The 22,511-nt window shown below is 71.4% G+C and carries 20 protein-coding genes and 1 pseudogene; 11 read left to right on the top strand and 10 right to left on the bottom strand.

Features of this window, described 5'->3' with window-relative positions; translation table 11 throughout:
- From ACFY9S_RS27110 to ACFY9S_RS27130, 5 genes are all read left to right on the top strand, one after another.
- A partial coding sequence (locus tag ACFY9S_RS27110) for a MarR family transcriptional regulator (RefSeq protein ID WP_391132804.1) occupies positions 1 to 372 on the top strand: 372 nt, incomplete at its 5' end.
- A 429-nt stretch (positions 373 to 801) separates the two neighbouring features.
- Positions 802 to 2,355, top strand: a complete 1,554-nt coding sequence (locus ACFY9S_RS27115; RefSeq protein ID WP_391132807.1) for a PH domain-containing protein — start codon at positions 802 to 804, stop codon at positions 2,353 to 2,355.
- Between the two features lie 857 nt (positions 2,356 to 3,212).
- Positions 3,213 to 5,417 carry an MMPL family transporter gene (locus tag ACFY9S_RS27120; protein ID WP_391132810.1) on the top strand — a complete coding sequence of 735 codons (2,205 nt, stop codon included), beginning with the start codon at positions 3,213 to 3,215 and terminating at the stop codon, positions 5,415 to 5,417.
- Between the two features lie 84 nt (positions 5,418 to 5,501).
- Positions 5,502 to 6,683: a histidine kinase gene (locus ACFY9S_RS27125; RefSeq protein ID WP_391132813.1), complete on the top strand. Its 1,182-nt coding sequence runs from the start codon at positions 5,502 to 5,504 to the stop codon at positions 6,681 to 6,683.
- A 23-nt stretch (positions 6,684 to 6,706) separates the two neighbouring features.
- On the top strand, positions 6,707 to 7,384 hold the full coding sequence (locus ACFY9S_RS27130; RefSeq protein WP_391132816.1) for a response regulator: 678 nt from the start codon (positions 6,707 to 6,709) through the stop codon (positions 7,382 to 7,384).
- 29 nt (positions 7,385 to 7,413) lie between these two features.
- Here ACFY9S_RS27130 and ACFY9S_RS27135 read toward each other — a convergent pair whose 3' ends face one another.
- The 6 genes from ACFY9S_RS27135 to ACFY9S_RS27160 are packed head-to-tail and all read right to left on the bottom strand — an operon-like array spanning position 7,414 to position 12,955.
- Positions 7,414 to 8,730: an amidohydrolase family protein gene (locus ACFY9S_RS27135; protein WP_391132819.1), complete on the bottom strand. Its 1,317-nt coding sequence runs from the start codon at positions 8,728 to 8,730 to the stop codon at positions 7,414 to 7,416.
- 25 nt (positions 8,731 to 8,755) lie between these two features.
- Positions 8,756 to 9,076, bottom strand: coding sequence for a hypothetical protein (locus ACFY9S_RS27140; protein ID WP_391132822.1), 321 nt, complete (start codon positions 9,074 to 9,076; stop codon positions 8,756 to 8,758).
- Positions 9,039 to 9,443 (bottom strand): hypothetical protein, encoded by a 405-nt coding sequence (locus ACFY9S_RS27145; RefSeq protein WP_391132825.1) that lies wholly within the window; start codon positions 9,441 to 9,443, stop codon positions 9,039 to 9,041. Before ACFY9S_RS27145 ends, ACFY9S_RS27140 begins: the two co-directional genes overlap by 38 nt.
- The gene (locus tag ACFY9S_RS27150; protein ID WP_391132828.1) at positions 9,440 to 10,150 is read right to left on the bottom strand and encodes an ATP-binding cassette domain-containing protein; all 711 of its coding nucleotides are present in this window, start codon (positions 10,148 to 10,150) and stop codon (positions 9,440 to 9,442) included. Before ACFY9S_RS27150 ends, ACFY9S_RS27145 begins: the two co-directional genes overlap by 4 nt.
- A complete protein-coding gene (locus ACFY9S_RS27155) occupies positions 10,147 to 10,866 on the bottom strand; it encodes an ATP-binding cassette domain-containing protein (protein ID WP_391132830.1) in 720 nt (239 codons plus the stop codon). Before ACFY9S_RS27155 ends, ACFY9S_RS27150 begins: the two co-directional genes overlap by 4 nt.
- The gene (locus ACFY9S_RS27160; protein ID WP_391132834.1) at positions 10,844 to 12,955 is read right to left on the bottom strand and encodes an ABC transporter permease; all 2,112 of its coding nucleotides are present in this window, start codon (positions 12,953 to 12,955) and stop codon (positions 10,844 to 10,846) included. Before ACFY9S_RS27160 ends, ACFY9S_RS27155 begins: the two co-directional genes overlap by 23 nt.
- Positions 12,956 to 13,060: 105 nt before the next feature.
- Here ACFY9S_RS27160 and ACFY9S_RS27165 point away from each other — a divergent pair, with 105 nt between their 5' ends.
- Genes ACFY9S_RS27165 through ACFY9S_RS27180 form a run of 4 tightly spaced genes read left to right on the top strand, consistent with a single transcriptional unit; the run spans position 13,061 to position 16,378 of the window.
- The gene (locus ACFY9S_RS27165) at positions 13,061 to 13,477 is read left to right on the top strand and encodes a nuclear transport factor 2 family protein (protein WP_391132837.1); all 417 of its coding nucleotides are present in this window, start codon (positions 13,061 to 13,063) and stop codon (positions 13,475 to 13,477) included.
- The gene (locus ACFY9S_RS27170; RefSeq protein WP_391132840.1) at positions 13,474 to 14,568 is read left to right on the top strand and encodes an acyl-CoA dehydrogenase family protein; all 1,095 of its coding nucleotides are present in this window, start codon (positions 13,474 to 13,476) and stop codon (positions 14,566 to 14,568) included. Before ACFY9S_RS27165 ends, ACFY9S_RS27170 begins: the two co-directional genes overlap by 4 nt.
- Positions 14,569 to 14,574: 6 nt before the next feature.
- Positions 14,575 to 15,570, top strand: coding sequence for an acyl-CoA dehydrogenase family protein (locus ACFY9S_RS27175; protein WP_391132843.1), 996 nt, complete (start codon positions 14,575 to 14,577; stop codon positions 15,568 to 15,570).
- Between the two features lie 10 nt (positions 15,571 to 15,580).
- A complete protein-coding gene (locus ACFY9S_RS27180; protein WP_391132846.1) occupies positions 15,581 to 16,378 on the top strand; it encodes an acyl-CoA thioesterase domain-containing protein in 798 nt (265 codons plus the stop codon).
- A gap of 230 nt (positions 16,379 to 16,608) precedes the next feature.
- Here the strand turns inward: ACFY9S_RS27180 and ACFY9S_RS27185 are convergent, their stop codons facing one another.
- A complete protein-coding gene (locus ACFY9S_RS27185; protein WP_391132848.1) occupies positions 16,609 to 17,739 on the bottom strand; it encodes an acetyl-CoA C-acyltransferase in 1,131 nt (376 codons plus the stop codon).
- On the bottom strand, positions 17,732 to 19,168 hold the full coding sequence (locus ACFY9S_RS27190) for an AMP-binding protein (protein ID WP_391132851.1): 1,437 nt from the start codon (positions 19,166 to 19,168) through the stop codon (positions 17,732 to 17,734). The genes ACFY9S_RS27185 and ACFY9S_RS27190 overlap by 8 nt, the downstream gene beginning before the upstream one ends.
- 53 nt (positions 19,169 to 19,221) lie before the next feature.
- Here ACFY9S_RS27190 and ACFY9S_RS27195 point away from each other — a divergent pair, with 53 nt between their 5' ends.
- Together ACFY9S_RS27195 and ACFY9S_RS27200 are read left to right on the top strand one after the other, a co-directional pair.
- Positions 19,222 to 19,989, top strand: a complete 768-nt coding sequence (locus ACFY9S_RS27195; protein ID WP_391132854.1) for an SDR family oxidoreductase — start codon at positions 19,222 to 19,224, stop codon at positions 19,987 to 19,989.
- Positions 19,990 to 20,013: 24 nt separating this feature from the next.
- Entirely contained in the window at positions 20,014 to 21,918 is a 1,905-nt protein-coding gene (locus tag ACFY9S_RS27200; RefSeq protein WP_391132857.1) for a hypothetical protein, read from the top strand.
- Between the two features lie 13 nt (positions 21,919 to 21,931).
- Here the strand turns inward: ACFY9S_RS27200 and ACFY9S_RS27205 are convergent, their stop codons facing one another.
- Together ACFY9S_RS27205 and ACFY9S_RS27210 are read right to left on the bottom strand one after the other, a co-directional pair.
- Positions 21,932 to 22,159 carry a hypothetical protein gene (locus ACFY9S_RS27205; protein WP_391132860.1) on the bottom strand — a complete coding sequence of 76 codons (228 nt, stop codon included), beginning with the start codon at positions 22,157 to 22,159 and terminating at the stop codon, positions 21,932 to 21,934.
- A gap of 97 nt (positions 22,160 to 22,256) precedes the next feature.
- Positions 22,257 to 22,439 (bottom strand): annotated as a pseudogene (locus ACFY9S_RS27210) (phosphotransferase); the annotation flags it as partial.
- Positions 22,440 to 22,511: the final 72 nt, after the last annotated feature.

Genomic DNA, 22,511 nt, shown 5'->3' on the forward strand with positions numbered 1-22,511 from the left:
ACACGCGGCGCCACCAAACTCGTCACCCTCGCCGACCTGCTCCGGGTCGCCCCGTCCACCGCCATGCGGATGGTCGACCGGCTGATCGCCGCCGGCCTCGCCGACCGCCAGCCCAACCCCGGCAACCGCCGCGAAACGCTGCTCCAGCTCACGGAGGAAGGCCGCCGCACGGTCGCGGACGTCACCGCCCGCCGCCGCGCCGCGATCGCCGAGATCGTGGAGCGACTCACCCCGACGCAGCGACTGGCCCTCATCGAGGCGCTGGCCGCCTTCAACGAAGCCGGGGGAGAGCCTCTCGCTCCGGCCCAGGACGACACGGAGTCGCACCCGCTGGGGTGGGCGATGGACGTTCCTGCGGCCGGAGACGCCTGACGCGCGCGGATGGTCCTTCTCACCCCGCCGACCGTTTTGCATAGCGCACTCATACCCCTTTTCCATCGAGGCGGGTGTCGGTGACCGTCACGGCCTGCTCGGTGCCCCAGGTGACGGAGTCACCAAGACGAACTCGCCGCCGTGCTTGGGCGGTCGGCCGCCCTTCGGGTCGTAGGCCCCCGGCGGTGTCTGCTGAAAGCGGCACGTCGGGCCGCGGCCGGTAGCGGATGTAGTTCGGGCCTGCCGATCCTGGACGACACTCAGCTGACTGTGCCGGGAACGTCTCCGATGCTGGATGACGTCGTGTCCCAGGCTATGGTCGGCCCGCCGAGCCGGTAGCGCCTTCCGCGGCCCGGCAATGTCCGTGACCAGGGCGTTGCCGTACAGCGCACATGCGCGTGCGCTTCCGGGGATGTCAGCATCATCCGCATGCCAGAAGCGCCCGACATGACCTGCCGTCCCCTCATCAGCCGCCCCGGGCGTGCCTTCGCCGGGTTCGGCGCCGTGGTGGGGGTCTGGGCGTTCCTGACGGTGCTGCTGCCCACGGAGCGCTGGGGCAAGTGGTTCGTCCCGTGGATGACGGTCGGCCTGACGGTGGTGCTGACAGCCGTTGTGCTGCTCTTCTGGGCCACAGCTCAGGTGCGCGCCGACGCGTACGGCGTGCACTCTCGGATGATGCTGCGCCACAGGAGCGTGCCGTGGAGCGAGGTCGCGGACCTGCACATACGACTGCAGCGTGTGCGCAACGGTGAGGTGCGTCGCGTCGACCTGGTGTTGCGCGACGGACGCAAGCTGCGCCTGCCCCTGCCGCAGACCGCGCAATACGACGACCCGGCGTTCGACTCGGAGGTGGAGGCGCTCCGAGCGCTGCACCGCCGTTACGGCAGGCCGGAGTCCACGCATCTTCCCGTCGTGTCGTACCGCACCGCCGGGCGTGGCCGACGCTGGCCACTGGCCCTGTGCGTGCTGCTGCTCGCGGGCGCGGGTCTGGCCGCGTGGTCCGTGCCGAGCGCCAATGCGCAGAAGCGGGCGTGGGAGGCGGCCGAGCCGTGCGCCGCCGAGACGCCCGCCGCGGTGCGCGGCGAGTGTCTGACGACCGTGCCCGCCGTGATCACGCGGTCCGAACCCGAGGGTGGCAAGAGGCCCAGCTGGCTGTACTTCGCCGACGGCGAGCAGGTGCGGCGAGTCAGGGTCTCGTACGAAGGCGCCCAGGGGTTCGCGGCCGGTGACCGGGTCGAGGTGACCTTCTGGCGTGGGCAAATCAGGGTGGTCGCCGACGAACGGCACGTCTGGCGCGAGCACATGACGCCCGCCGGTGACGTGACCGTCATCGCGGCCGGGCTGGGCCTGGGCGCAGCGTACCCGGGGGCCCTGCTGCTGATGCGCCGGCGCGGGCGCCGGCTGGCCGACGACGAGGTGCTCCCGTCGGCACTGCCGTTCGGGGGCGTGCTGGTCGTCACCGCCGTGTGGCTGCTGCCGCTGTGCTACCTCCACCCCACCACCCTGTTCTCATCGCGCACGCCGATCACGTGGTGGGCAGCAGGCTCACTGGTCACCCTGGGCCTGTGCGCCTGGGCATGGCGCGCCACACGCATCCGTACACCGGCGGAAACGGGAGCGGTCCAGACACGCCCTGTGCGGGGAGAGGTGTTCTTGGCCGCCCATTTCCTGGACCACACCGACTACAACCCGCACGGCTTCGGCACCCACATCGTCCTCGGCGACGGCCCACCCGCAGTGGTGCCCCACGACGGCCCCGGCCGGTTCGCGGCGAAGCCGATCCCGGTGGAGCGGCTCACCGCCGTGCACGTGCGGCGCGCTCGGGGCGATGAGGAGACGATCAGCAGAAGTTGGCACGTCGCCGAACTCGATGACGCGGGCACCCCGGTCCGCCTGGCAGCGGCTCCGGCCGACCTGATCCGAATCCTGCGCGAGCTGGACCTCCCGTACAACCTCGCACCCACCGTCGGTCGCGAGCTCTGACGCGGCCTGGCTGAGCCATGACGGGGCACTCTTCCTGAGAGCGCCCGATCCAGTTCCAGAACAAGTGGAACAGGCCTATAGAGCCGAGCGGGTCACCGAGCAGGGCCATCTCTGAGTCCAGTACGGCGCGTGGGCGGGTGAGGGCCGGCGGGTCGAAGACAGCGCCGTCGAGCCGGTAGTCCTCGGTGCACCAGGGTGCGGCGCTGCTTGGCGAGCAATCGGCTTCCCAGGCTCTCGGCCGGTTCACCGAATCCGTCCCCCATCCACAAGCACACTCACGGCAAGCATCCGACGGTCACGGCACCAGAGGTATCGCCGGCTCCGGCATGCGCGGCCGGGGTGTCGCACCACGCAACCGCGCAGACGATGTTCGCTCGCGGGCGCCGCACCATGCACAGGCCCACCATTCCGTTCACCTCAGACCTGATCCCAACGCCCCCATACCTCAGCTTCATGCAGGACCAAGCAACGGCTGCTGCCCGATCGGCGCCAGATGACCGAGTTCAACGCAGCGTAGTCAGCGCCAAGTCAGCACGGGAGTCAGCACGCCACCTCCAAATCATGCCCGCACAGCGCAACTCGGACAGTGCTCTCGCGGGCGCGATCGGGGCTCTCGCAGAGCCTCCGGCGACGCCCCCATGGTGGCCGCACCTTGCCGGCGAGGCCCGCTCGTGGTCGTGGCAGCGCCTCCCACGGTGAGTTTTCGAGGGGGACCGCGTTCGCCCTTTCGTCTACTGCGATCGCAGTAGACGGAAGTGTCTGCGAACGGCCAACGATTTCAGACCGGGGAACTGCGAGCGTGAGGGTGGGCCGTGATCGTCGGCCCGGCTCATGGCATTTCCTGGAAAGGCTCGTCGATGTCCCCTCTCGCCCGCTGGTGCCACCGGCACCGGCTCGCTGTCGTCCTGGCCTGGGTGGGCCTGTTGCTTGCCCTCGGCGCCGGAGTCGGCGCCGTCGGCAATGACTTCGGCAACAGCCCGACCTCCCAGAACACCGACTCGGCCCAGGCCACAGCCCTGCTTCAGCAGGCCTCGAACAGTGCCGCGGGCAAGAGCGGCCGGGTCGTCTGGCAGCTGAAGGGCGGCAAGGTCACCGAGCCGGTGGCCGAGCGGGCGATGACCGAGGCGCTGCGCCACATCGCCGACGCGCCGGGGGTCGCCGCAGTGACCAGCCCCTACGCACCCGAAGGCAAGGGGCAGGTCAGCAAGGACGGCGGCACCGCCTACGCCACGGTCGCGTTCGACGAGAACGTCTCCGACCCGCAGATCGACCATGTGAAGGAACTCGCGACCGCTCCGGAGTCGGGGAGCCTGCACATCGCGCTCAACGGGCAGGCGTTCACCGTCAACCCGAAGCCGAACGCCGTCGCGGACGCGATGGGCATCGTCCTCGCCTTCATCGTGCTGCTGTTCGTCTTCCGGGCGGTGTGGGTGGCGGCGCTGCCCATCATCACGGCCGTCGTGGGCGTCGGCACGTCCGCGGTCGCGGTGATGCTGCTCAGCCATGCCGTCACCCTCTCCGACACCACGCTGACCCTGGGTTCGCTGATCGGTCTGGGCGTGGGCATCGACTACGCCCTGTTCATCGTCAACCGGCAGCGCGCCAACCTGCTGGCGGGCATGGGCGTGGCAGAGTCGACGGCCAGGGCCCTCAATACCTCCGGCAGGGCCGTGCTCTTCGCCGGGCTGACCGTCGTCGTCGCGCTGCTGGGCATGCTCACCCTCAATGTCGGGATCATCAACGGCATGGCGATCGGCGCGGCCGTCACCGTCGCCCTCACCGTGCTCGCCGCGATCACCCTGCTGCCTGCGCTGCTCGGGATGATCGGCACCCGGATCCTCAGCCGCGCCGAGCGCCGTGAGCAGGCCGGTCAGGTGGTACGGCCGTCCATGGGCCGCCCCGGCCTGTGGGGACGATGGGCCGCCCGGGTCCAGGCCCATCCCAAGGCCCTCGGCCTGGTGGCCCTGGCCGTTCTGACGGCGCTTGCGTTCCCGACACTGTCGCTGCGCCTGGGTGCCTCCGACGACGGCAACCTGCCCACCACCTCGACGAACCGCCAGGCTTACGACATGATCGCCGACGGGTTCGGCCCCGGCTTCAACGGCCCGCTCGTCCTCGCCGTGCAGGCCCCCACCGCCGCCGACCAGGCGGCGAGGACCAAGCTGGTCACCGCTCTGGAGCAGGTCGACGGTGTGGCCAGTGCCACCGCGTCACCGATGAGGGTGGGACAGACGGTCGGGGTGATCTCCGTCGTCCCGACGACCTCGCCCCAGTCGGCCGACACCTCCGACCTGATCCACCACCTGCGTGACGACGTGATCCCCGAGGCGGAGCACGGCACGTCGATGAAGGTGTATGTAGGCGGTCTCACCGCGAGCAACGACGACTTCGCCTCGGTCCTGATGAGCAAACTGCCGCTGTTCGTGCTCGTGATCGTCGTCCTCGGGTTCCTGCTGCTGACCATCGCCTTCCGCAGTCTGCTCATCCCCGCGGTCGGCGCGCTGCTCAACATCCTCAGCATCGGGGTGGCCTTCGGTGCGATCGTGGTCGTCTTCCAGTACGGCTTCGGCGCCGGACTGCTCGGGCTCGGCGCGGCCGGGCCGATCGAGTCGTTCGTGCCGATCCTGGTCGTCGGCATCATGTTCGGCCTGTCCATGGACTACCAGGTCTTCCTGGTCAGCCGGATGCGCGAGGAGTGGGCGCACACCGGTGACAGCCGCCGTGCGGTCCGGGTCGGGCAGGCCGAGACCGGCAAGGTCATCGCCGTCGCCGCCACCATCATGGTCTGCGTCTTCGGCTCCTTCGTCTTCGGCGGCATGCGGGTCATCTCCGAGTTCGGCGTCAGCCTCGCCGTAGCTGTAGCTGTGGATGCCCTGCTGATCCGCATGATCGTCGTGCCGGCGCTCATGCACCTGTGCGGACGGGCCAACTGGTGGCTGCCCCGCTGCCTGGACAAGGCGCTGCCCCACGTGTCCGTGGAAGGCCCCGTGGACGAACCGGCGCAGCCGCACCCCGCGGTGCGGGAGCCGGAGACCGTCGGCGTGGCCGGCCGGAGCCGGTAGCACGACGTAACGACGCCCACGCGCGGGCCGGCCAGTCGGGAATCACCCGGCCTTCCGCCGGCCCGCGCTGCTTACAGTGAGGAAATGCAGGTGAGAATGGTGTGGCGGCAGTGGCTGACCCGTCATGACCGGGTCAGAGACGTGCTCCCGGCGGTGCCCCTGGTCGTGGTCGCCGCGGCGGCCACCGCGGTCGGCACGTCCGAATGGCACGAGCCGCGTTGGGACGAAACGGCGTGGACGGCTCTGTCCTGCCTGCCCCTGGCCGTCCGCAGCCGCTGGCCACTGTGGGTCGCCCTGTTCACGCTGGCGGGCGACCTCACGTTGATGGCCTTCGCAACACACAGCTCCCTGGTCCCGGCGTCAAGCCTTGTCGCCCTGTACACGCTCGCCGTTCTCGGCAGCCGCCGCACCGCATGGGCCGTCGGAGCGGCCGCCGCCGTGGCGATCACAGGTGTCTATGCCGCCACCCACGCGGAGTCACTGGTGGGCGGGGCGAGCCTGCTGCGGTTCGACTTCGCGATCGCGGCCACCGCGCTGGGCCGTGCCGTCCGCAGCCGCCGCGACAACCTGGTGAAGGCCAGAGAACGTGCGGTGCGCGCCGAGCGCACGCAGGAGGAGGAAGCCCGGCGCCGGGTCACCGAGGAACGCGTGCGTATCGCGCGCGATCTGCACGACGTCGTCGCCCACCACATCACCCTCGTCAACGCCCAGGCAGGGGTGGCTCACCACCTCATGCGCGCCAACCCCGACCAGGCTTACGAGGCGCTGGCCCACATCAAGGAAACCAGTCGCGCGGCGCTGGACGAACTGCGGGCCACGGTCGGTCTGCTGCGCCAACCCGACGACGCGCCGGGCTCGCGTGCCCCCATCCCCCGCCTGGCCGATCTCGACGCCCTCGCCGGTGGGTTTCGTGCCAGCGGGTTGTCCGTGCGGGTGGCCCGCACCGGCGCTCCTGTTCCGCTGGCGCCCGCAACCGAGCTGACCGCCTACCGCATCATCCAGGAAGCCCTCACCAACACCCACAAGCACGCCTCCGCGACCCGGACCGAGGTGGTCCTGGACTACGGTCCGAACTCGCTCCGGGTCACCGTGACGGACGACGGACCCTCCGGCGCGACCAAGGGTGCGGGCACCGGTCATGGACTGATAGGCATGCGCGAGCGGGCCGACGCCATCGGCGGGAGGGTCACGGCCGGCCCGCGGCCGGAAGGCGGGTTCGAGGTCGTCGCCGAACTGCCGATCTCGCTCGGCCCCGCCACCGACTGACACCCTGTGAGGAAGTTTCTCCCATGCCGATTCGCGTCCTGCTCGCCGACGATCAAGCGCTGCTCCGGGGCACCTTCCGGCTACTCATCGACGCGCAACCGGACCTGGAGGTCGTCGGGGAGGCCTCCAACGGCGGGGAGGCGGCTCGGCTGGCCCGGTCCGAGCGTGCCGACGTCGTGGTCATGGACATCCGGATGCCCGAGGTCGACGGCATCGAGGCTACCCGCCTGATCGCTCAGGACGAGGACCTGGCAGGCGTCAGGGTCCTCGTGCTGACCACGTTCGAGGAGGACGAGCTCGTCATCGAGGCGCTGCGGGCCGGCGCGAGCGGCTTCCTCGGCAAGGGCGTCGAACCGGCACAGCTTCTCGACGCCGTCCGTCTCGTCGCCTCCGGCGAGGCACTGCTCTCTCCCGCGGCCACCAAGGGCCTCATCAGCCGCGTCCTCGCCCAGCCCGCCCCCAGCGACCTCGTCGACCCCCGCCGGCTGGCCACGCTGACTCCCAGGGAACGCGAGGTGATGGCCCTCGTGGCCGGGGGCCTGTCGAACGACGCGATCGCCGAACGCCTCTTCGTCACCCCCGTCACCGTCAAGACCCACGCCAACCGGGCCATGACCAAACTCGGTGCCCGCGACCGCGCCCAGCTCGTCGTCATCGCCTACGAGTCCGGCCTGGTCCGCACCGGAGGACAGCGGGACTGACCGGGCCGGCGGGCCCGGTCAGCCGGCGACTACGGGCGCGCGCCGTCCGTCTTCTGTGCCACGGCGAGGGCCGCTTCGGCCTTCCGGCGGTACACGGCGAGTTTCTCGGCCGGGGTGACGATCTGGTGGCTACGGGGCCTGACGGAGACGTCGTGGTCCCCCGCGGCCCTGCGCAGGGCGCCCACGGTGGCCTGTTCGCGGGGGAGGTGGGCGAACGGGTCGAAGGAGTACCAGCGCATCGCGTTCTCGTGCGTCATCTTGTTGATCTCGTCGTCCGGCACGGAGTTCGCGGTCAGCACCTCGTGGAGTTCCTCGGGGGCGTTGGGCCACATCGAGTCGCTGTGCGGGTAGTCGGCCTCCCAGCAGATGTTGTCGACGCCGATGTCGTGACGGAGCTTCACCCCTATCGGATCGCTGATGAAGCAGGTCAGGAAGTGCTCGCGGAAGATCTCCGAGGGCTGCTTCCCGCCGAAGTCCTGGAGTGTCCAGGTGGCGTGCATCTCGTAGGTGCGGTCCAGGCGGTCCAGGAAGTAGGGGACCCAGCCGGTGCCGCCCTCCGACAGCCCGATCTTGATGGTCGGGTACTCCTTGAGGACGCGTGACCACATCAGGTCGGCCGCCGCCTGGACGAGGTTGATGGGCTGCAGGGTGATCATCACGTCCGGCGGGGCGTCGGGCGCGGTGATGGCGAGGCGGCCGGAGGAGCCGATGTGCAGGTTCATCACCGTGCCGCAGTCGGTCAGCGCCCGCCATACCGGGTCCCAGTACTCGGAATGGAAGCTCGGGTAGCCGAGCGGCACCGGGTTCTCCGGGAAGGTGAGGGCGTGACAGCCCTTCTCGGCCACGCGCCGGATCTCCTGGGCGCACAGCTCGGCGTCCCAGATGGCCGGCAGCGCCATGGGGATGAAGCGGCCGGGGTGGGCGGCGCACCACTCGTCGATGTGCCAGTCGTTGTAGGCGCGAACCAGGGCCAGGGAGAAGTCGGAGTCCTCGGTGGCGAACAGGCGGGCGGAGAAGCCGGGGAAGGAAGGGAAGTTCATCTGGGCGAGGACGCCGCCGGCGTTCATGTCGGCGACGCGTTCGTCGACGTCATAACAGCCGGGCCTGATCTCGTCCAGGCCCTGCGGCTCCATGCCGTACTCCTCCTTGGGCCGGCCCGCGACCGCGTTGAGCGCTGCGTTGCCTATCTTCGCGTCCCGGAACTGCCAGACGTCACTGCCGTCCTCGCGGTGGACAAGCCGCGGCGCATCCTTCTTGTAGCGGGCCGGCAGGTGGTTCGCGAACAGGTCCGGCGGTTCGATGATGTGGTCGTCGACGCTGATGAGGATCATGTCATCGCGGTCCATGGGACTCCTTGTGGCGTTGGGCGGGTCAGTCCGAGGCGGGCAGGGCCTTGGGCGGCTTGATCGCCAGGGAGGTTCCTCCGTACGTGAGGTGGCCGGTGCCGGAGGCGGTGCAGAGAAGTTCGAGGGTGTCGGCGGGGTCGACGTAGCGCTTGCCGATGAGGGTGTCGGGTGCCTGGCCGGGCTGAGGCGCGGCAGGGGCTTCCTGGACGGGGACCATCGGGCTGCCGCCGCATTCGACGGGGCCCGCGGCCTCTGCAGGGGCCCGGATCACGATGACGCGGGTGGTACCGGTGGCCGAGGCCAGTTGGTCACCGGGGTGCAGGGCCGTTGCGCGGGGTGACGGCATGGCGCGGTTCTCCTTCGGGTGCGGGTGCCGGGGCGATGAGCCTTTCCCCCAGCCGGTCCAGGTCGTACGACTGGCGGGCGAGCCAGAAGCGCAGGAACCCGGTGATCGAGTAGCGCAGGAACAGGGTGCCGCCCACCACGGCGGCGGCGACGCCGCCGAGACCGATGGCGAGGGCGTCACCCTGGGCGAGGGAGTTGTCCGTGGCGTGGGCCAGTGGGAAAGCCAGTGCGCCGAGGACCAGCCCGGTGGCCATGAGCAGTCCCCCGAGGCGCAGCCAGAGTGCGGCGCGGGCGGCGGCGGGGTCGGGGATCTTCAGCTCGGCGAGTTGGTGGACGAACCGTTCTGCACGCGCGTCGGGTGCGGTCATGTCGGGCTCCCCAGGTAGTAGGAGGAGAGTTCGGCCTGCAAGGAGCTGTCGGGGTGCCCCTGCCACTGGACGCGGCCGCCGGCGAGGACCGCGGCGTGGTCGGCGATCGTCAGTACGGCGGCGGCGAACTGCTCGACGACCAGGACGGCGACGCCCTGCCGGGCGACGTCGGCGACCAGTTCGTACAGTTCGGCGACGACCAGCGGGGCGAGTCCCATGGAGAGTTCGTCGAGGAGGAGGACGGCGGGGTCGGTGGCCAGGCCTCGGGCGAGGGCGAGCATCTGCTGTTCGCCACCGGAGAGCGTGCCCGCGGGTTGGGTACGCCGGTTGCCGAGGACGGGAAAGCGGGCGTAGGCGATCTCCTCGATCTCCTTCTGGGTGCGGCCCGTGAAGGTCATCATCAGGAGGTTGTCGCGCACCGAGAGGTTGGGGAAGACACCACGGCCCTGCGGCACCAGGCACACGCCGGCACGGGCGAGCTCGCGCGGATGGATGCCGGTGGCGTCCCGGCCGCCGAGCAGCAACCGGCCGGCGCTGGGCGGGTGCACACCGGCGGCGACCGTCAGGAGGGTGGTCTTGCCTGCGCCGTTGGGACCGAGAAGGGCCACCACCCGGCCCTCCTCGACGGCCAGATCGACACCGTGCAGGACGGTGATGCCGCCGTGGGCGGCGCGGATGCCGTCCAGTTCCAGCAGGGGTCCGCTCATGGCCGTGCCTCCCCCAGGTAGGCGGCGAGGACCGTCTCGTCGGTCTGCACGCGGGCGGGCGGGCCGCTGGCCACGACGGAGCCGAGGTCGAGGACGTACACCTCGTCGCAGACGTTCATCACCAGGCTCATGTCGTGCTCGACGAGCAGGACGGCCGTGCCCTCGTCGGCCAGGGAACGCAGCAACGCGGCGAAGCGATGCGTCTCCTCGGCGTCCTGGCCGGCGGCGGGCTCGTCGAGGAGCAGGACGCGCGGGCCGAGGACGAGGGCACGGCCGACCTCGACCAGGCGGGCCAGGCCGGTGGGGAGCGCGTCGGCGGGGTCCTCGGCCACGCCGGTCAGGCCGAGCCGGTCCAGTACCGCGTCGGCCGTGCGGGCGGCGTGACGGCGCGCCGGGCCGAGTTCGGCGGCGACGAGGAGGTTGTCGCGCACGGAGAGGCGGCCGAAGAGTTCCAGGTGCTGGAAGGTGCGGGACATCCCGCGCCGGGCGCGGCGTGCGGGACCCTCGCGTGTGATGTCGTGGCCGTCGAGTCGCACCCGGCCGGTGCGGGGGCGGCGCAGCCCGCAGATCACGTCGAACAGGGTGGACTTTCCGGCGCCGTTGGGGCCGATGAGGCCGGTGACGCGGCCTGCCTCGGCGGTCAGCGACACCCCGTCGAGGGCGCGGCGCCCGCCGAAGGAGACGGTGATCTCCTCAGCTCGCAGCAGTGGTGGCACGGTTCAGCACCTCCCCGTCCTCGGGCCGCCAGGGGCGGCGTACTCCCCACCACTCGGGCGGGACGTCGGTGGACTGCCGCTGAGCGGCGGCGGCGCGGGTGCGCAGCAGCAGGGCCGTTACGACGGCGAGAGTGAGGAGCAGCCACCCGTTCGTGAGGTCGAGCGCCGCGAGCAGCCAGCACAGGCCGAGGACGCTCAGCAGTGCGGGCAGCAGCTGCCGGTTCCGGGCCAGCGGTGCCCATTCGGCGCGCATCCGGGCGAGTACGCCGTCGGGGCTGTGGGCGAGACCCATACCCGCGAGCGCGACGAGGAGGGCCGTCATGTCGTGCACCCAGGATCCGAGGCCGCTCAGCAGTTGCGCCGGCACGACGAAGGCGATGCCGGTGAACAGGCCCGTGCCGACGGTACCGAGGCCGCCGATGACCGCGATCAGGAAGATCGGCAGCCCGGTGACGAGGTTGAACTGCTCGGCGGTGACGGTCTGCACCTGCATGCCGTACAGGGCGCCGCCCAGCCCCGCGATCCCGGCGGACAGGGCGAAGACGGCGGTCTTGGTGACGAGGAGCCGTCCGCCGAGGGTGGCATAGGCGGCCTCGCTGTCGCGCAGCGCGATCAGCCGGCGGCCGAACCGGCCCCGCCGCAGCCCGGCCACGCCGAGCGTGGCGAGCGCGAGACAGACGGCGGACAGGAGCAGCAGCTGGACCGGTGAGGTGAGGTGCAGGCCGAACAGGTCGGGGCCGGTGACCGCGACCGAGCCCTGGTCGAAGAAGGCGACGCGTACGCCGAGCACCTCGAAGGCGGGCAGGGTGAAGATCCAGCGGTCGAGGACGGCGGCGAAGGCGGCGGTGCCGAGGGCCAGGTAGATGCCGGACAGGCGCAGGGCGGGCAGCGCGATCAGCGCGCCGACGGCGGCGGCGACCAGCATGGCGACGGGCAGTGCCCACAGTTCGCCGTGCGCGCCGAGGTGTCCCCAGACCACGGCGCCGATGCCGGCGATGGACAGCTGGCACAGGGAGATCTGCCCCGTGTATCCGGCCAGCGGCACGAAGGACAGGGCGATGACGCCGAGCGGGAAGAGCGTGCCGTAGGAGATGACGGCGTCCTCCGTCAGGACGCTCACCAGGAACAGCGCGAACAACAGGACCGAACCCGCCAGGAGGAGGCTGCCGCGGGCCGTCGGCAGGAAGACCCGCCCCGGTGTGCGGTCACGGCCGCGCAGCCGGCGCTGCGGGAAGGCGAGCAGGGCCAGGAACAGCAGCAGGGCGGGAGCGGCCAGGCGCAGGCCCGGCAGGTAGTCGTTCTGCGGCAGGTAACCGGCGAGGTAGGCCTCCAGCAGGCCGACGACGAGTGCCCCGAGGAAGGTGAGGGGCAGGCTGCGCAGACGGCCGAAGACGGCTGCGGTGTAGGCGCTGACGATGAGCAGCGACAACTGCTGGGCGTCGAGCGCGACGGCGGGGGCGATGAGGATGCCGCCGACGGCGGCGAGCTGGAGGCCCAGCACCCAGGCGAGCCGGGTGGCGCGCTGCGGGTCGGCGCCGGTGAGGCCGGCGAGCGCCCGGTCGTCGACGGAGGCGCGCATCTCCGTGCCGGAGCGGGTGCGGTGGAGCAGCAGCCACAGCGCGGCGGCGATCGCGAGGGCGACCGCCAGCGTGATGGCCTGGTGCCAGGTGACGGTGGCCGGACCGATGCGGAGCGCGGGCCGGTCGGCGAGGAACGGCGAGAGCGGGCGTGCGGTGTTGGGGTCCCACACCCAGCGGGCGAGCGCGATGCATCCGGTGAGCAACGCGACGGTCATCACGAGGCGTTCGGCTTCGCCGAGGGCCTGCACCGGCCGCATCAGCACCCGTTCGACGAACAGTCCGAAGGCCGGGGCGAGGACGAGCAGGAGAAAGGCCAGAGCGAGCGGGACCGGCCAGCCCCAGCCGACGGCGAGTTGCCAATAGGCGAAGGAGGAGAGCATTCCGGCCGCGCCGTGGGCGAAGTTGAACACACCGGTGGTGGCGTGGGTGACCACCAGACCGGTGCCGATCACGGCGTAGACGGCGGCGGTGCTCAGGCCCACCACCGTGAAGGCCAGGAATTGATCCATGGAGTGGAAATTAGCTTCTCCCTATTGGAGAAGCAACCATCCGGCACCATACTCCTTGAGCGAGAACGACATTCTCAATCGGTTGCAGACGAGAGGACGAGGCTCTTGAGCGACACCGACGACCTGGTAGAGATCGAACAGCTCCTCGCTCGCTACGCGGTCGCCATGACCCGCGGAGACGTGGACCGGGTGCTCGCAGTCTTCACTCCGGACGGCAGCTACAGCGCCTTCGGCGACACCTACCCGCTCGACGAGTTCCCGGCGCTCGTCTCGGCCGCCCCGAAGGGGCTGTTCCTCGTGGGAACGCCGGTCGTCGAACTTGACGGCGACAGGGCCACCGGCACCCAGCCGCTGTGCTTCGTCGAGCACTCCGAGCACGCGATGCGCATCGGCTACTACGACGACACCTACGTCCGCACCCCGGACGGCTGGCGGCTGCGCACCCGCGCCATGACCTTCATCCGCCGCAGCGGCGTCCACGACTCGGGCCGCCCGCACGCCTTCGAGCGCACCCGCTCGTGAAGGTCGCGGAGCTCCGGCGGGCGCTGGGCGCCTGGCTGGACCGTCACGACCTGTCTCCCGGCGACGACCGCTCCCTGGACGCCCAGGTCGCCCAACTGGGCCGCGTCCGGCGGGAGCTGTGGGCGGCGGGCTGGATGCGGTACGGATGGCCGGACGCGGTCGGCGGGCTGGGCGGGCCGAGTGTGCTGCGATCCGTACTGGGCGAGGAAATCGCCTCACGGGACCTGGCCGAGCCGGGCCTGTGGTCGATGGTCGAGGTCCTGGTCCCCACGCTCATCGACTACGCTCCGCCCGCGCTCGCCGCCGAGATGGTGCCCCGGCTGCTGGGCGGCCAGGAGCAGTGGTGCCAGGGTTTCTCCGAGCCCGGCTCGGGCAGCGACCTGGCATCCCTGTCCACGCGGGCCGCGCGGGACGGGGACGCGTGGGTGGTGACGGGGCAGAAGGTGTGGACGAGCCTCGCCCAGTACGCCGCCCGCTGCGTCCTGCTGGCCCGGACGGGAGGGCCCGGGCACGGCGGCATCAGCGCCTTCTTCGTCGACATGGACTCCCCCGGCATCACCGTACGGCCGCTGCGCACGATGCACGGCGTCGACGAGTTCGCCGAGGTGTTCTTCGACGACGTGCGGGTCCCCACCGGGCGGCTGCTGGGCTCCCCCGGCGACGGCTGGCGGCTGGCGATGGACCTGCTGCCGCACGAGCGGTCCACCTGCTTCTGGCACCGCGTGGCCCACCTCTACAGCCGTCTCGACCGCCTCCTGGCCGACGAATGCGAGCCGGACGCGGACGCGCTGGGTGCCGCCTGGCTGGACCTGCACAGCGTGCGCTGCCGCTCGGCCGCCACGCAGCGGGCCCTGGCGGACGGCGGACGGCTGGGTCCGGAGACCTCCGTGGACAAGATCCTGCTGGCCGGCGCCGAGCAACGGCTGTTCGACACCGTGCGGGACCTGCTGCCGGGGACGGTGGAGCTGGCGCCCGACGAGGCGTGGCGTACGGAGTACCTCTACTCACGGGCCGCGACCATCTACGGCGGTACCGCCGAAATCCAGCGCAACATCGTCGCCCGTCGCCTGCTGGACCTCGGGAAGGAGTGAGACGCGGTGGACGCCGCCGAACGCGCACTGCTGGAAGAAGCCCTGCGCAAGACCCTCACGACGAGCGCGCCGGGCGTCGAACCGGACGCTGGACTTGCCCAGTTGGGCTGGGGGGAGATGCTCACCCAGGAGCCGGACACCGCGATCCCCCTGGTGTTCCGGCTGCTCGGCGAGACCGGCGCGCAGGCACCGGTCCTCAACGACGTCGTGCTGCTGGGGGCGGGCCGTCCGCTCGGGGGCACGCCACCGCTGCCGTACGCGGGCGGGGCCTGGGTGCGATGGGCCCGGGAGGACGGGGCACCGGCCGGCCCGCTGGATCCCGGCCTCCCGCTACTCCGCGCAGAACCCGGAAACCTTCCGCCTGCGGCCATGGCGGCGGGGCGCCGGGCGCTGGGGTGGTGGCTGCTGGGCACCGGACGGGCCATGCTGACGCTCGCCCGCGAACACGTCCTGAACCGGGAGCAGTTCGGACGCCCGCTCGCCTCCTTCCAGGCGTTGCGGCACCGGCTGGCGGAGACGTACGTGGCGCTGGAGGCGGCGGAGGCGGTGCTTGCCGCGGCCGGGGCATCGGAGGCAGGTAGCGCCGCCGGGGCATCGGAGGCAGGTAGCGCCGCCGGGGCATCGGAGGCAGGTAGCGCCGCCGGGGCATCGGAGGCGGACAACGCCGCCGGGATTCCGGAAACAGGCAGCGCCGTCGCGACTCCGGAGACAGGCAGCGGCGCCGGGGTGGCCGCCCTTGCGCTGGACGACGACACCGACATCCTGGACCACACTCGCGCGCTGCTCGCCAAGGCCGCGGCCGGCCGGGCCGCGCTCACCGCCGCCCGCCACTGCCAGCAGGCACTCGGCGGCATCGGCTTCACCGCCGAGCACGCCCTGCACCGGCACGTCAAACGTGCCCTGGTGCTCGACGGACTGCTCGGCTCCACCCGTGAACTGACCCGCGAGGCCGGCCGGCTGCTGCTGCATGAGACACGCGCGCCCCGCCTCGTCGACCTGTGAGGAACACCCCGTGACCGACCTGTGGAACGACCTGCTCGGCTGCCTCGACATCGCGCCCTGCGGACCGGACGCCTACGAGGGCCGCTCGCAGCAACTGGAGTACCGACGGCTGTTCGGCGGGCAGTTGCTCGCCCAGTTCGTGTGCGCGGCACAGCTCGCCGCGCCGGACAAGGGGGTGAAGTCGCTGCACACGCAGTTCCTGCGGGAAGGGCGCACGGGCGAGCCGGTGCGTTACGAGACCGAGGTGCCGCAGCAGGGCCGGACCTTCGCAACGGTACGGCTCACCGCACGCCAGGAGCGGGGAGTCGTCGCGGTGGCGAACGCGAGCCTGCATGCTTGGGAGGAGGGGCCCGACCGGCAGACCGCCGACCCTGTGCCCGTACTGCCCGGGCCCGAACGCGCCGTCGAACTCGGCCTGTTGCCCTGGGAGTCGAGGGCGGCGACCGATCTCGACACAGCGAAGTCCGAGCCGCCCGCGTACGAACTGTGGACCCGCGTCCCCGACGCCGCCCCGGCGCTCGCCCCCGCGCTCGTCGCCTATGCCACCGACCTCACACCGATCGGCACCGCTCTGCGGCCCGTCGAGGGCATGACGCAGGCCGACGCGGGCCGGTCCTTCGCCTCGGCCGTCACCTCGCACACCGTCTGGTTCCACCGGCCGTTGGGCACCGGGGACTGGCTGCTGCTGCGCCAGCACAGCCCGCTCGCCGCGCACGGACGGTGCTTCGGTCGCGGGGACGTCCTGACACCGAACGGGACGCTGCTCGCGTCGTACGCGCAGGAGGCGTTGTTGCGGTTCACAGCGTGACCTGCGGCGAGACAGACCATGAGGACTGCGGCGTCCTGCCGGAGTCCTCCCGGCTGGAGCGGTTGCGGCAGGAGCGCAGAGGGTGCGTCGCGGCGGCTGGGCAGGCGATCAGCTGTCGCGTGGACCCTCCCCAGCCCTCCAGCAGCGCGCGAGCGGTCTCCTGCACCACCTGCGCTCGTCCGCGGTACAGGGCCAGGGTTCGCCGGCCGGGTCGACCGTCTCGGACACCGTCAGGGCGCCGGCACCTCCAGGACCAGCGCCGACCCCATTCCCCCGCCCGCGCACATCGACGCGACGCCCACTCCCCCGCCCCGGCGACGCAGTTCGTGGACGAGCGTGACGATCATTCTGGCCCCCGTGGCGGCGACGGGGTGGCCCAACGAGCAGCCGCTGCCGCTGACGTTCACGGTGTCCGGGTCGAGGCCGAGGCGGCGAACGGCGGCGAGCGGCACCGAGGCGAACGCCTCGTTGATCTCGAACAGGTCCACGTCGGACACCGCCATACCCGCCCGCCCGAGCGCCTTGGGGATGGCGTGCACGGGGGTCAGGCCGGTCTCGGCCGGATCCAGGGCCACGGAAGCCCAGGAACGCACCCTGGCCAGGGCGGGCAGACCGAGCCGCTCGTCGGCCACGGCCACGGCCGCTGCCGCGTCGTTGGCGCCGCAGGCGTTGCCCGCCGTGATCGAGAAACCCTCGATTTCCGGGTGGAGGGGTTTGAGCGCGGCAAGCCTCTGCGCGCTGGTGTCGCGGCGAGGGTGTTCGTCGGCCTCGAAGGGGCCGCGCGGGGTGTCGACCGGCACCGTCTCGTCCTTGAAGCGGCCTTCGTCGAGCGCCCGGACGGCGTTGCGGTGGGAGCGCAGTGCCCAGGCGTCCATCTCCTCGCGCGAGAGGCCTTCCCGTACGGCGGTGTTCCAGCCGACGGTGATCGACATGTCGAGGTTGGGGGCGTCCGGACGGTCGGGGTGCGAGGGCGGCACCCAGCGCTCACTGTCCAGGAAGGACAGCTTGGGCGCGGTGGACGCCGAGTTGACGCCGCCGGCGAGCACCAGCCAGTCCATGCCCGCCCGGACAGAGGCCGCCGCGGTCGAGACGGCGGCGAGCCCGGCCGCGCAGTGCCGGTTCACGGCGAGCCCGGGCACCTGTCCCAGGCCCGCTGTCACGGCCGCGTGACGGGCGACGACTCCGCCGCCGTAGTGCGACTCGGCGAGAATCAGGTCGTCCACGAGGTCCGGGTCCAGCCCTTCGGCGATCGCCGTTACGACACGGCCCGCCAGGTCGTACGCGGACGTGTCGCGCAGGCTCCCCTTGAAGGCGGTGCCGATCGGGGTGCGCAGGGCGGCGACGAGCACGGCGTCAGGCATCGTAGGCCTCTTCCAGTTCGGCGACCAGGGTGCGGCGAAGAAGCTTCCCCGTGGGCGTGCGGGGCAGTTCGGGACGGAAGACGATGCTGTCCGGTGCCTTGGAGGAGCGCAGGCGCTCCTTCGCGAAGGAGCGGATCTCGTCCGGCTCGCCGACCCCGACCAGTACCGCGACCAGGCGCTGGCCCCACTCCGGGTCGGACAGCCCCAGCACGGCGGCATCGCGCACGCCCGGGTACTGAAGCAGTACGTCCTCGATCTCGGCAGGAGCGATGTTCTCCCCGCCCCGGATGATGGTGTCGTCGGCACGGCCCTCGATGGAGAGGTAGCCGTCCTCGTCCAGACGGCCCCGGTCGCGGGTGGCGAACCAGCCGTCCGTGTCGGCGCCCCCGCTCGGCTCCGCGTACTCGCCTGAGATCTGTTCCCCGCGCACGAACACGAGCCCCGTTTCACCCGGCCCGAGCGGCTTTCCGTCATCGTCTCGGATCGCGACCTCCACGCCCGGCAGCGGACGGCCCACGGAACCGAGGCGCGCTCGTACCGCCGGGTCGTCGGAGGTGATCGCCCGCCAGTGGTCGTCGGGGCCCAGCACGCAGACGGACGAGGCGGTCTCCGTCAGCCCGTAGGCGTTGACGAAGCCGGTCCGCGGGAACTGCCGCAGCGCCCGCTCCACCACCGGGCGGGGGCAACGGGCTCCTCCATAGGCGAGACTGCGCAGGGTGGGCACACCCGCCTCCTCGTCCCCCAGCTCCGCCGTGATCCTGGCGAGCATGGTGGGGACGACCATGGCGTGGGTGACACCCTCGCGGCGCACCGTAGCCAGCCAGTCGGCCGGGCCGAAGGCGGACTGGTAGACGACGCGGCGGCCGGCGTACAGGTTCGTCACCAGGTTCATCAGGCCGGCCACGTGGTAGGGCGGCAGGGCCACCAGGCTCGCGTCGGACGGTTCCGCCGCACCGAAGTCCTGCGTGTTGAAGACGTAGGCGAGCAGGTGTCGGTGGCGCAGCAGGGCCGCCTTGGGGGCGGCGGTGGTGCCGCTGGTGTAGAGGACGACGGCGGTGGCGTCGCGGTCCTCCGGGACGGGCCGCCACTCGGCCTCGCCCGACGGCGGGGTCAGCAGCGCGTCGAGATCGGCCGGGTGCAGCACCTCGGCTCCGGGATGACGGAGGATCAGGGCGTTCAACTGCTCGTCGCCCAGTCGGTAGTTGAGTGGGACGAACCGGACCCCGGCGCATGCCGCACCGAACAGGGCGACCGGGTAGGCGAGGTGATTGGGGCCCAGGTACAGGACCGCGGTGCGGTCACGGAAGCGGTCGGCCGCGTGACGGGCGAGGCGATGAAGCTCGGCCGCGGAGAGCGAGCGGCCGCCCTCCGTGACGGCCGGCCGGTCCCCCGCGGAGGCGGCCATTTCCAGGATCACGGCTATATTCATGAGAACGTCATTCTCATACACTCAGAGCGTAGCTCGCAAGAGAGGGGAATGACATGCGCGTCATTGATTCGGCGGCCCTGGTGGTCGGGGGCGCGGGTGGCCTCGGCGAGGCCACGGTACGGCGATTGCACGCGGCAGGCGCCCGGGTGGTGGTCGCCGACCTCGCCGACGACAAGGGCAAGGTCCTGGAGGCAGAACTCGGTGTGCGGTACGTCCGCACCGACGCCACGGACGAGGACTCGGTGGCGGCAGCGGTACAGGCAGCCGAGCAGGCGGGCGAGTTCAGGATCGCCGTCGACTGTCACGGCGGTCCGGCGAGCGGCGGCAGGCTCGTCGGCAAGGACGGCTCCCCCCTGGATCTCGCCGGCTTCCGCACCACCGTCGACATCTATCTGACCGGTGTCTTCAATGTCATGCGCATGGCAGCAGCGGCGCTCGCACGCACCGCACCCCATGACGAGGACGGCGGGCGCGGCGTGATCGTCACGACGTCGTCCATCGCCGCGTACGAGGGCCAGATCGGCCAACTGCCGTACGCCGCCGCGAAAGGCGGGGTGAGCGCGATGACGTTGGTCGCGGCCCGGGACCTGTCCCCTCTCGGCATCCGCGTGGTCTCCGTCGCCCCGGGCACCGTCCTCACTCCCGCCTATGGGAAGGCGGCCGACCGCCTGGAGGCGTACTGGGGCCCACAGGTGCCGCATCCGCGGCGCATGGGACGGCCCAAGGAGTACGCAGCGCTGGTCCAGCATCTGTGCGAGAACGACTACCTCAACGGTGAAGTGGTGCGGCTGGACGGTGCGTTGAGGTTCCCGCCGAAGTAGCACGACCCCTATCCGAGGAGTGTCATGCGAATGAGAACCAAGGCCCTCGCCGCCCTGGTGGCGCTAGTGGGTGTCACCGCCTTCCTGTCCCCCGCGGAGGCCGCCTCACCATCCCCGCCCCCGCCCTCTCCCGAGCGGATCAAGGTGAAGAGGCTGCCGCTGCCGCCCACCGCCCCCTCGGACGAGGCCGGGTCCTGCACGCGCTCCGTGAACCCGCGCGGTACGGGCTGCGTTTCGGCCGGATGGGGTAGCACTATGCGGACCGGCGGCTTCCTTCCGGACGGCCGGGTGGTCACCGCCAACGTGACCTTCGCCGGCGCCCCCGCCGCGCCCGACCCGGCGAGCGTCTACAGCGGAAGCCAGCTGATCGCCGTGCGCACGGACGGGAAGACCTTCCCGAACGGTGACGCGTGGAAGTGCCTGACGTGCGGCGTACCGCCCGAGAACCGGCAGGGCATGAACCCGGACATCAGCTACCCTCAGCCGTTCGCCGACGGCAGGCGGGTGCTGTGGGGGACGAACGTCCTGGACTGCGGTCCCCACCGGCTCGCCTCGGCGGCCTGCACTCCGGCCCGCGTCCGCGTGTACCCCATCCGCTGGAACACGAAGGCGGACGGTTCGGGGCCGGGAAGCACGATCCGTGAGCTGCGCCTGCACCCGGACCAGGTGCACCTCGGATTCAACGCCACCTCGGTCACGGCCGGGCGGTTCGACCAGTACGGCTACTTCGCCCGGCTGAAGTTCGACCCGTCCCCCACGACGGGCACACCGCGCGCCCCCCGCTACGACCTGGAGAAGGTCACCCGCATGTTCGACGCCGACACCGCCGAGCAACCGGTGCACGTCGACCCCGGGAAACCCTCGAAGCTCGTGTTCGACGCCTCGGTGCCCTCCGTCGGTGAGCTGCGTGGCTTCTCGAAGGACGGCAGGGAGGTCTTCTACGTCGGCTTCCCGGCCGAGTCGTCCAACATGGACCTGATGGCCGCCGACCTGCGCACCGGCAAGGTCCGCCGGGTGACGGCCGACCCCGGGTACACCGACCCCATGGACTCGTCCCCGGACGACCGCTGGATCGTGGCGCTGGACACCCGCGGCAGCGACCGCGTGACCTTCATGTCCGGCATGACCGGCATCCCGCCGATCACCGACCTGCTGACCACGTCGGCGGTCTCCTCGGTGCGCAACAACGGCGATCGGCGCTTCTTCCAGCCCTACCTGATCGACCGCCACGGTGACCGCGGAGCCTACCGGGGCCGGCAACTCAACTACGCGAACACCTCTCCGAACTGGAACGCCGGTGCCGACCCGCGCTGGTCCCCGGACGGAACGACGGTCGCCTACCACGAGCGCCTGGTGTCGGCGCCGTCCTGCGGTGGGGCGAACCCACTGCCGTGTCCGGTGTCCGAGGAGCCGGGCGGTCGCCGCACGCGGCTGATGCTCGCGGAGCTGGTGGACCGTGAGCCGGTGCACCGACGGCCGGTGAAACCGGTCTCCGACGAGGTGCCGTGGGGCACGCCCTACGTTCCGGGCAGCTCGCTTCCGGAGCGGCCTTATCCGCCGCAGGGCACCTACACCCTGAGCGGGAAGTCGTCCGGCAGCGCGAAGGTCGACATCGTGTGGGACGAGACCAAGACCGCCGTGAAGACGGTGTCGCTGCGCTACAGGCGCTACTCGGACGACGGCACGAGCTTCCTCGACGGCACCGAGCGAGTGACGCGCGTCAGCCACAGCACCACCCTGACCAGCCTCGACTGGTACTCGGACCTGGTGAAGACCGGGCGGGGCGGAAAGGTGCTGGCCACCAAGAAGACCAGCGCCGACGGGTTCCATCTGACGATCGACCTCTGGGAGACGGTCTTCCAGGCGACCGGCACGCTCACCACCACGGTCGGCGGGAAGACGTACACCCAGCCGGCGAACGGAACCTGAGCCTCTCCACGATTCAGGCCCTCTCCATCTCCTGGCCCGCCTTGGCCCACAGCCACCCCGCGTAGGCGTGCAGCCAGTCGCCCAGCTTGCGGTTCATCTTCCCGGCGAGCGCGCGGGCGTAGCCGCCCTCCAGGAGGGCGGCGAGGCGGAAGCAGGCCAGGACCTGGTACCAACGGAAGGCGGAGACGTCCCGGCCGGTCGACTCGGCGTAGTGCGCGACGAGTTCGGCACGGCCGGGCACGCCTCCCAGGGCTGGAACCGGGGGTCGCTGCCGGGCGGGGCGTCCTTCTCGCGCCAGGCGGTGAGGATCCACGCCAGGTCGAGGAGGGGGTCGCCGAGGAGGTCATCTCCCAGTCGACGACGGCGGCGAGGCGCGGGGCGTCGTGGGCGAGCATGACGGTGGCGAACTGCAGGCCACCGTGGACGATTCCGGTCGCGCCCTGCTTCGGGGTGTGCGCGGCGAGCCAGTCGGCGACGGGGCCCACCTGCGGGTTCTCGGTCTCGCGGTAGGCGGGTTTCGAACGGTAGCGTGCAGCATCCTCAGGTGCTCGGGGTCTGCCGCTCTAGCCCTCCGGCCTGCCGAGGTCGGCCAG

Origin of the sequence: Streptomyces sp. NPDC012474, assembly GCF_042955185.1 — a bacterium.
Lineage (GTDB): Bacteria > Actinomycetota > Actinomycetes > Streptomycetales > Streptomycetaceae > Streptomyces > Streptomyces cahuitamycinicus.

Coding starts and splice junctions, on each gene's coding strand:
- ACFY9S_RS27115 (WP_391132807.1), top strand. CDS start 802: ATGCCAGAAGCGCCCGACATGACCTGCCGTCCCCTCATCAGCCGCCCC.
- ACFY9S_RS27120 (WP_391132810.1), top strand. CDS start 3,213: ATGTCCCCTCTCGCCCGCTGGTGCCACCGGCACCGGCTCGCTGTCGTC.
- ACFY9S_RS27125 (WP_391132813.1), top strand. CDS start 5,502: ATGCAGGTGAGAATGGTGTGGCGGCAGTGGCTGACCCGTCATGACCGG.
- ACFY9S_RS27130 (WP_391132816.1), top strand. CDS start 6,707: ATGCCGATTCGCGTCCTGCTCGCCGACGATCAAGCGCTGCTCCGGGGC.
- ACFY9S_RS27135 (WP_391132819.1), bottom strand. CDS start 8,730: ATGGACCGCGATGACATGATCCTCATCAGCGTCGACGACCACATCATC.
- ACFY9S_RS27140 (WP_391132822.1), bottom strand. CDS start 9,076: ATGCCGTCACCCCGCGCAACGGCCCTGCACCCCGGTGACCAACTGGCC.
- ACFY9S_RS27145 (WP_391132825.1), bottom strand. CDS start 9,443: ATGACCGCACCCGACGCGCGTGCAGAACGGTTCGTCCACCAACTCGCC.
- ACFY9S_RS27150 (WP_391132828.1), bottom strand. CDS start 10,150: ATGAGCGGACCCCTGCTGGAACTGGACGGCATCCGCGCCGCCCACGGC.
- ACFY9S_RS27160 (WP_391132834.1), bottom strand. CDS start 12,955: ATGGATCAATTCCTGGCCTTCACGGTGGTGGGCCTGAGCACCGCCGCC.
- ACFY9S_RS27185 (WP_391132848.1), bottom strand. CDS start 17,739: ATGCCTGACGCCGTGCTCGTCGCCGCCCTGCGCACCCCGATCGGCACC.
- ACFY9S_RS27190 (WP_391132851.1), bottom strand. CDS start 19,168: ATGAATATAGCCGTGATCCTGGAAATGGCCGCCTCCGCGGGGGACCGG.
- ACFY9S_RS27195 (WP_391132854.1), top strand. CDS start 19,222: ATGCGCGTCATTGATTCGGCGGCCCTGGTGGTCGGGGGCGCGGGTGGC.
- ACFY9S_RS27200 (WP_391132857.1), top strand. CDS start 20,014: ATGCGAATGAGAACCAAGGCCCTCGCCGCCCTGGTGGCGCTAGTGGGT.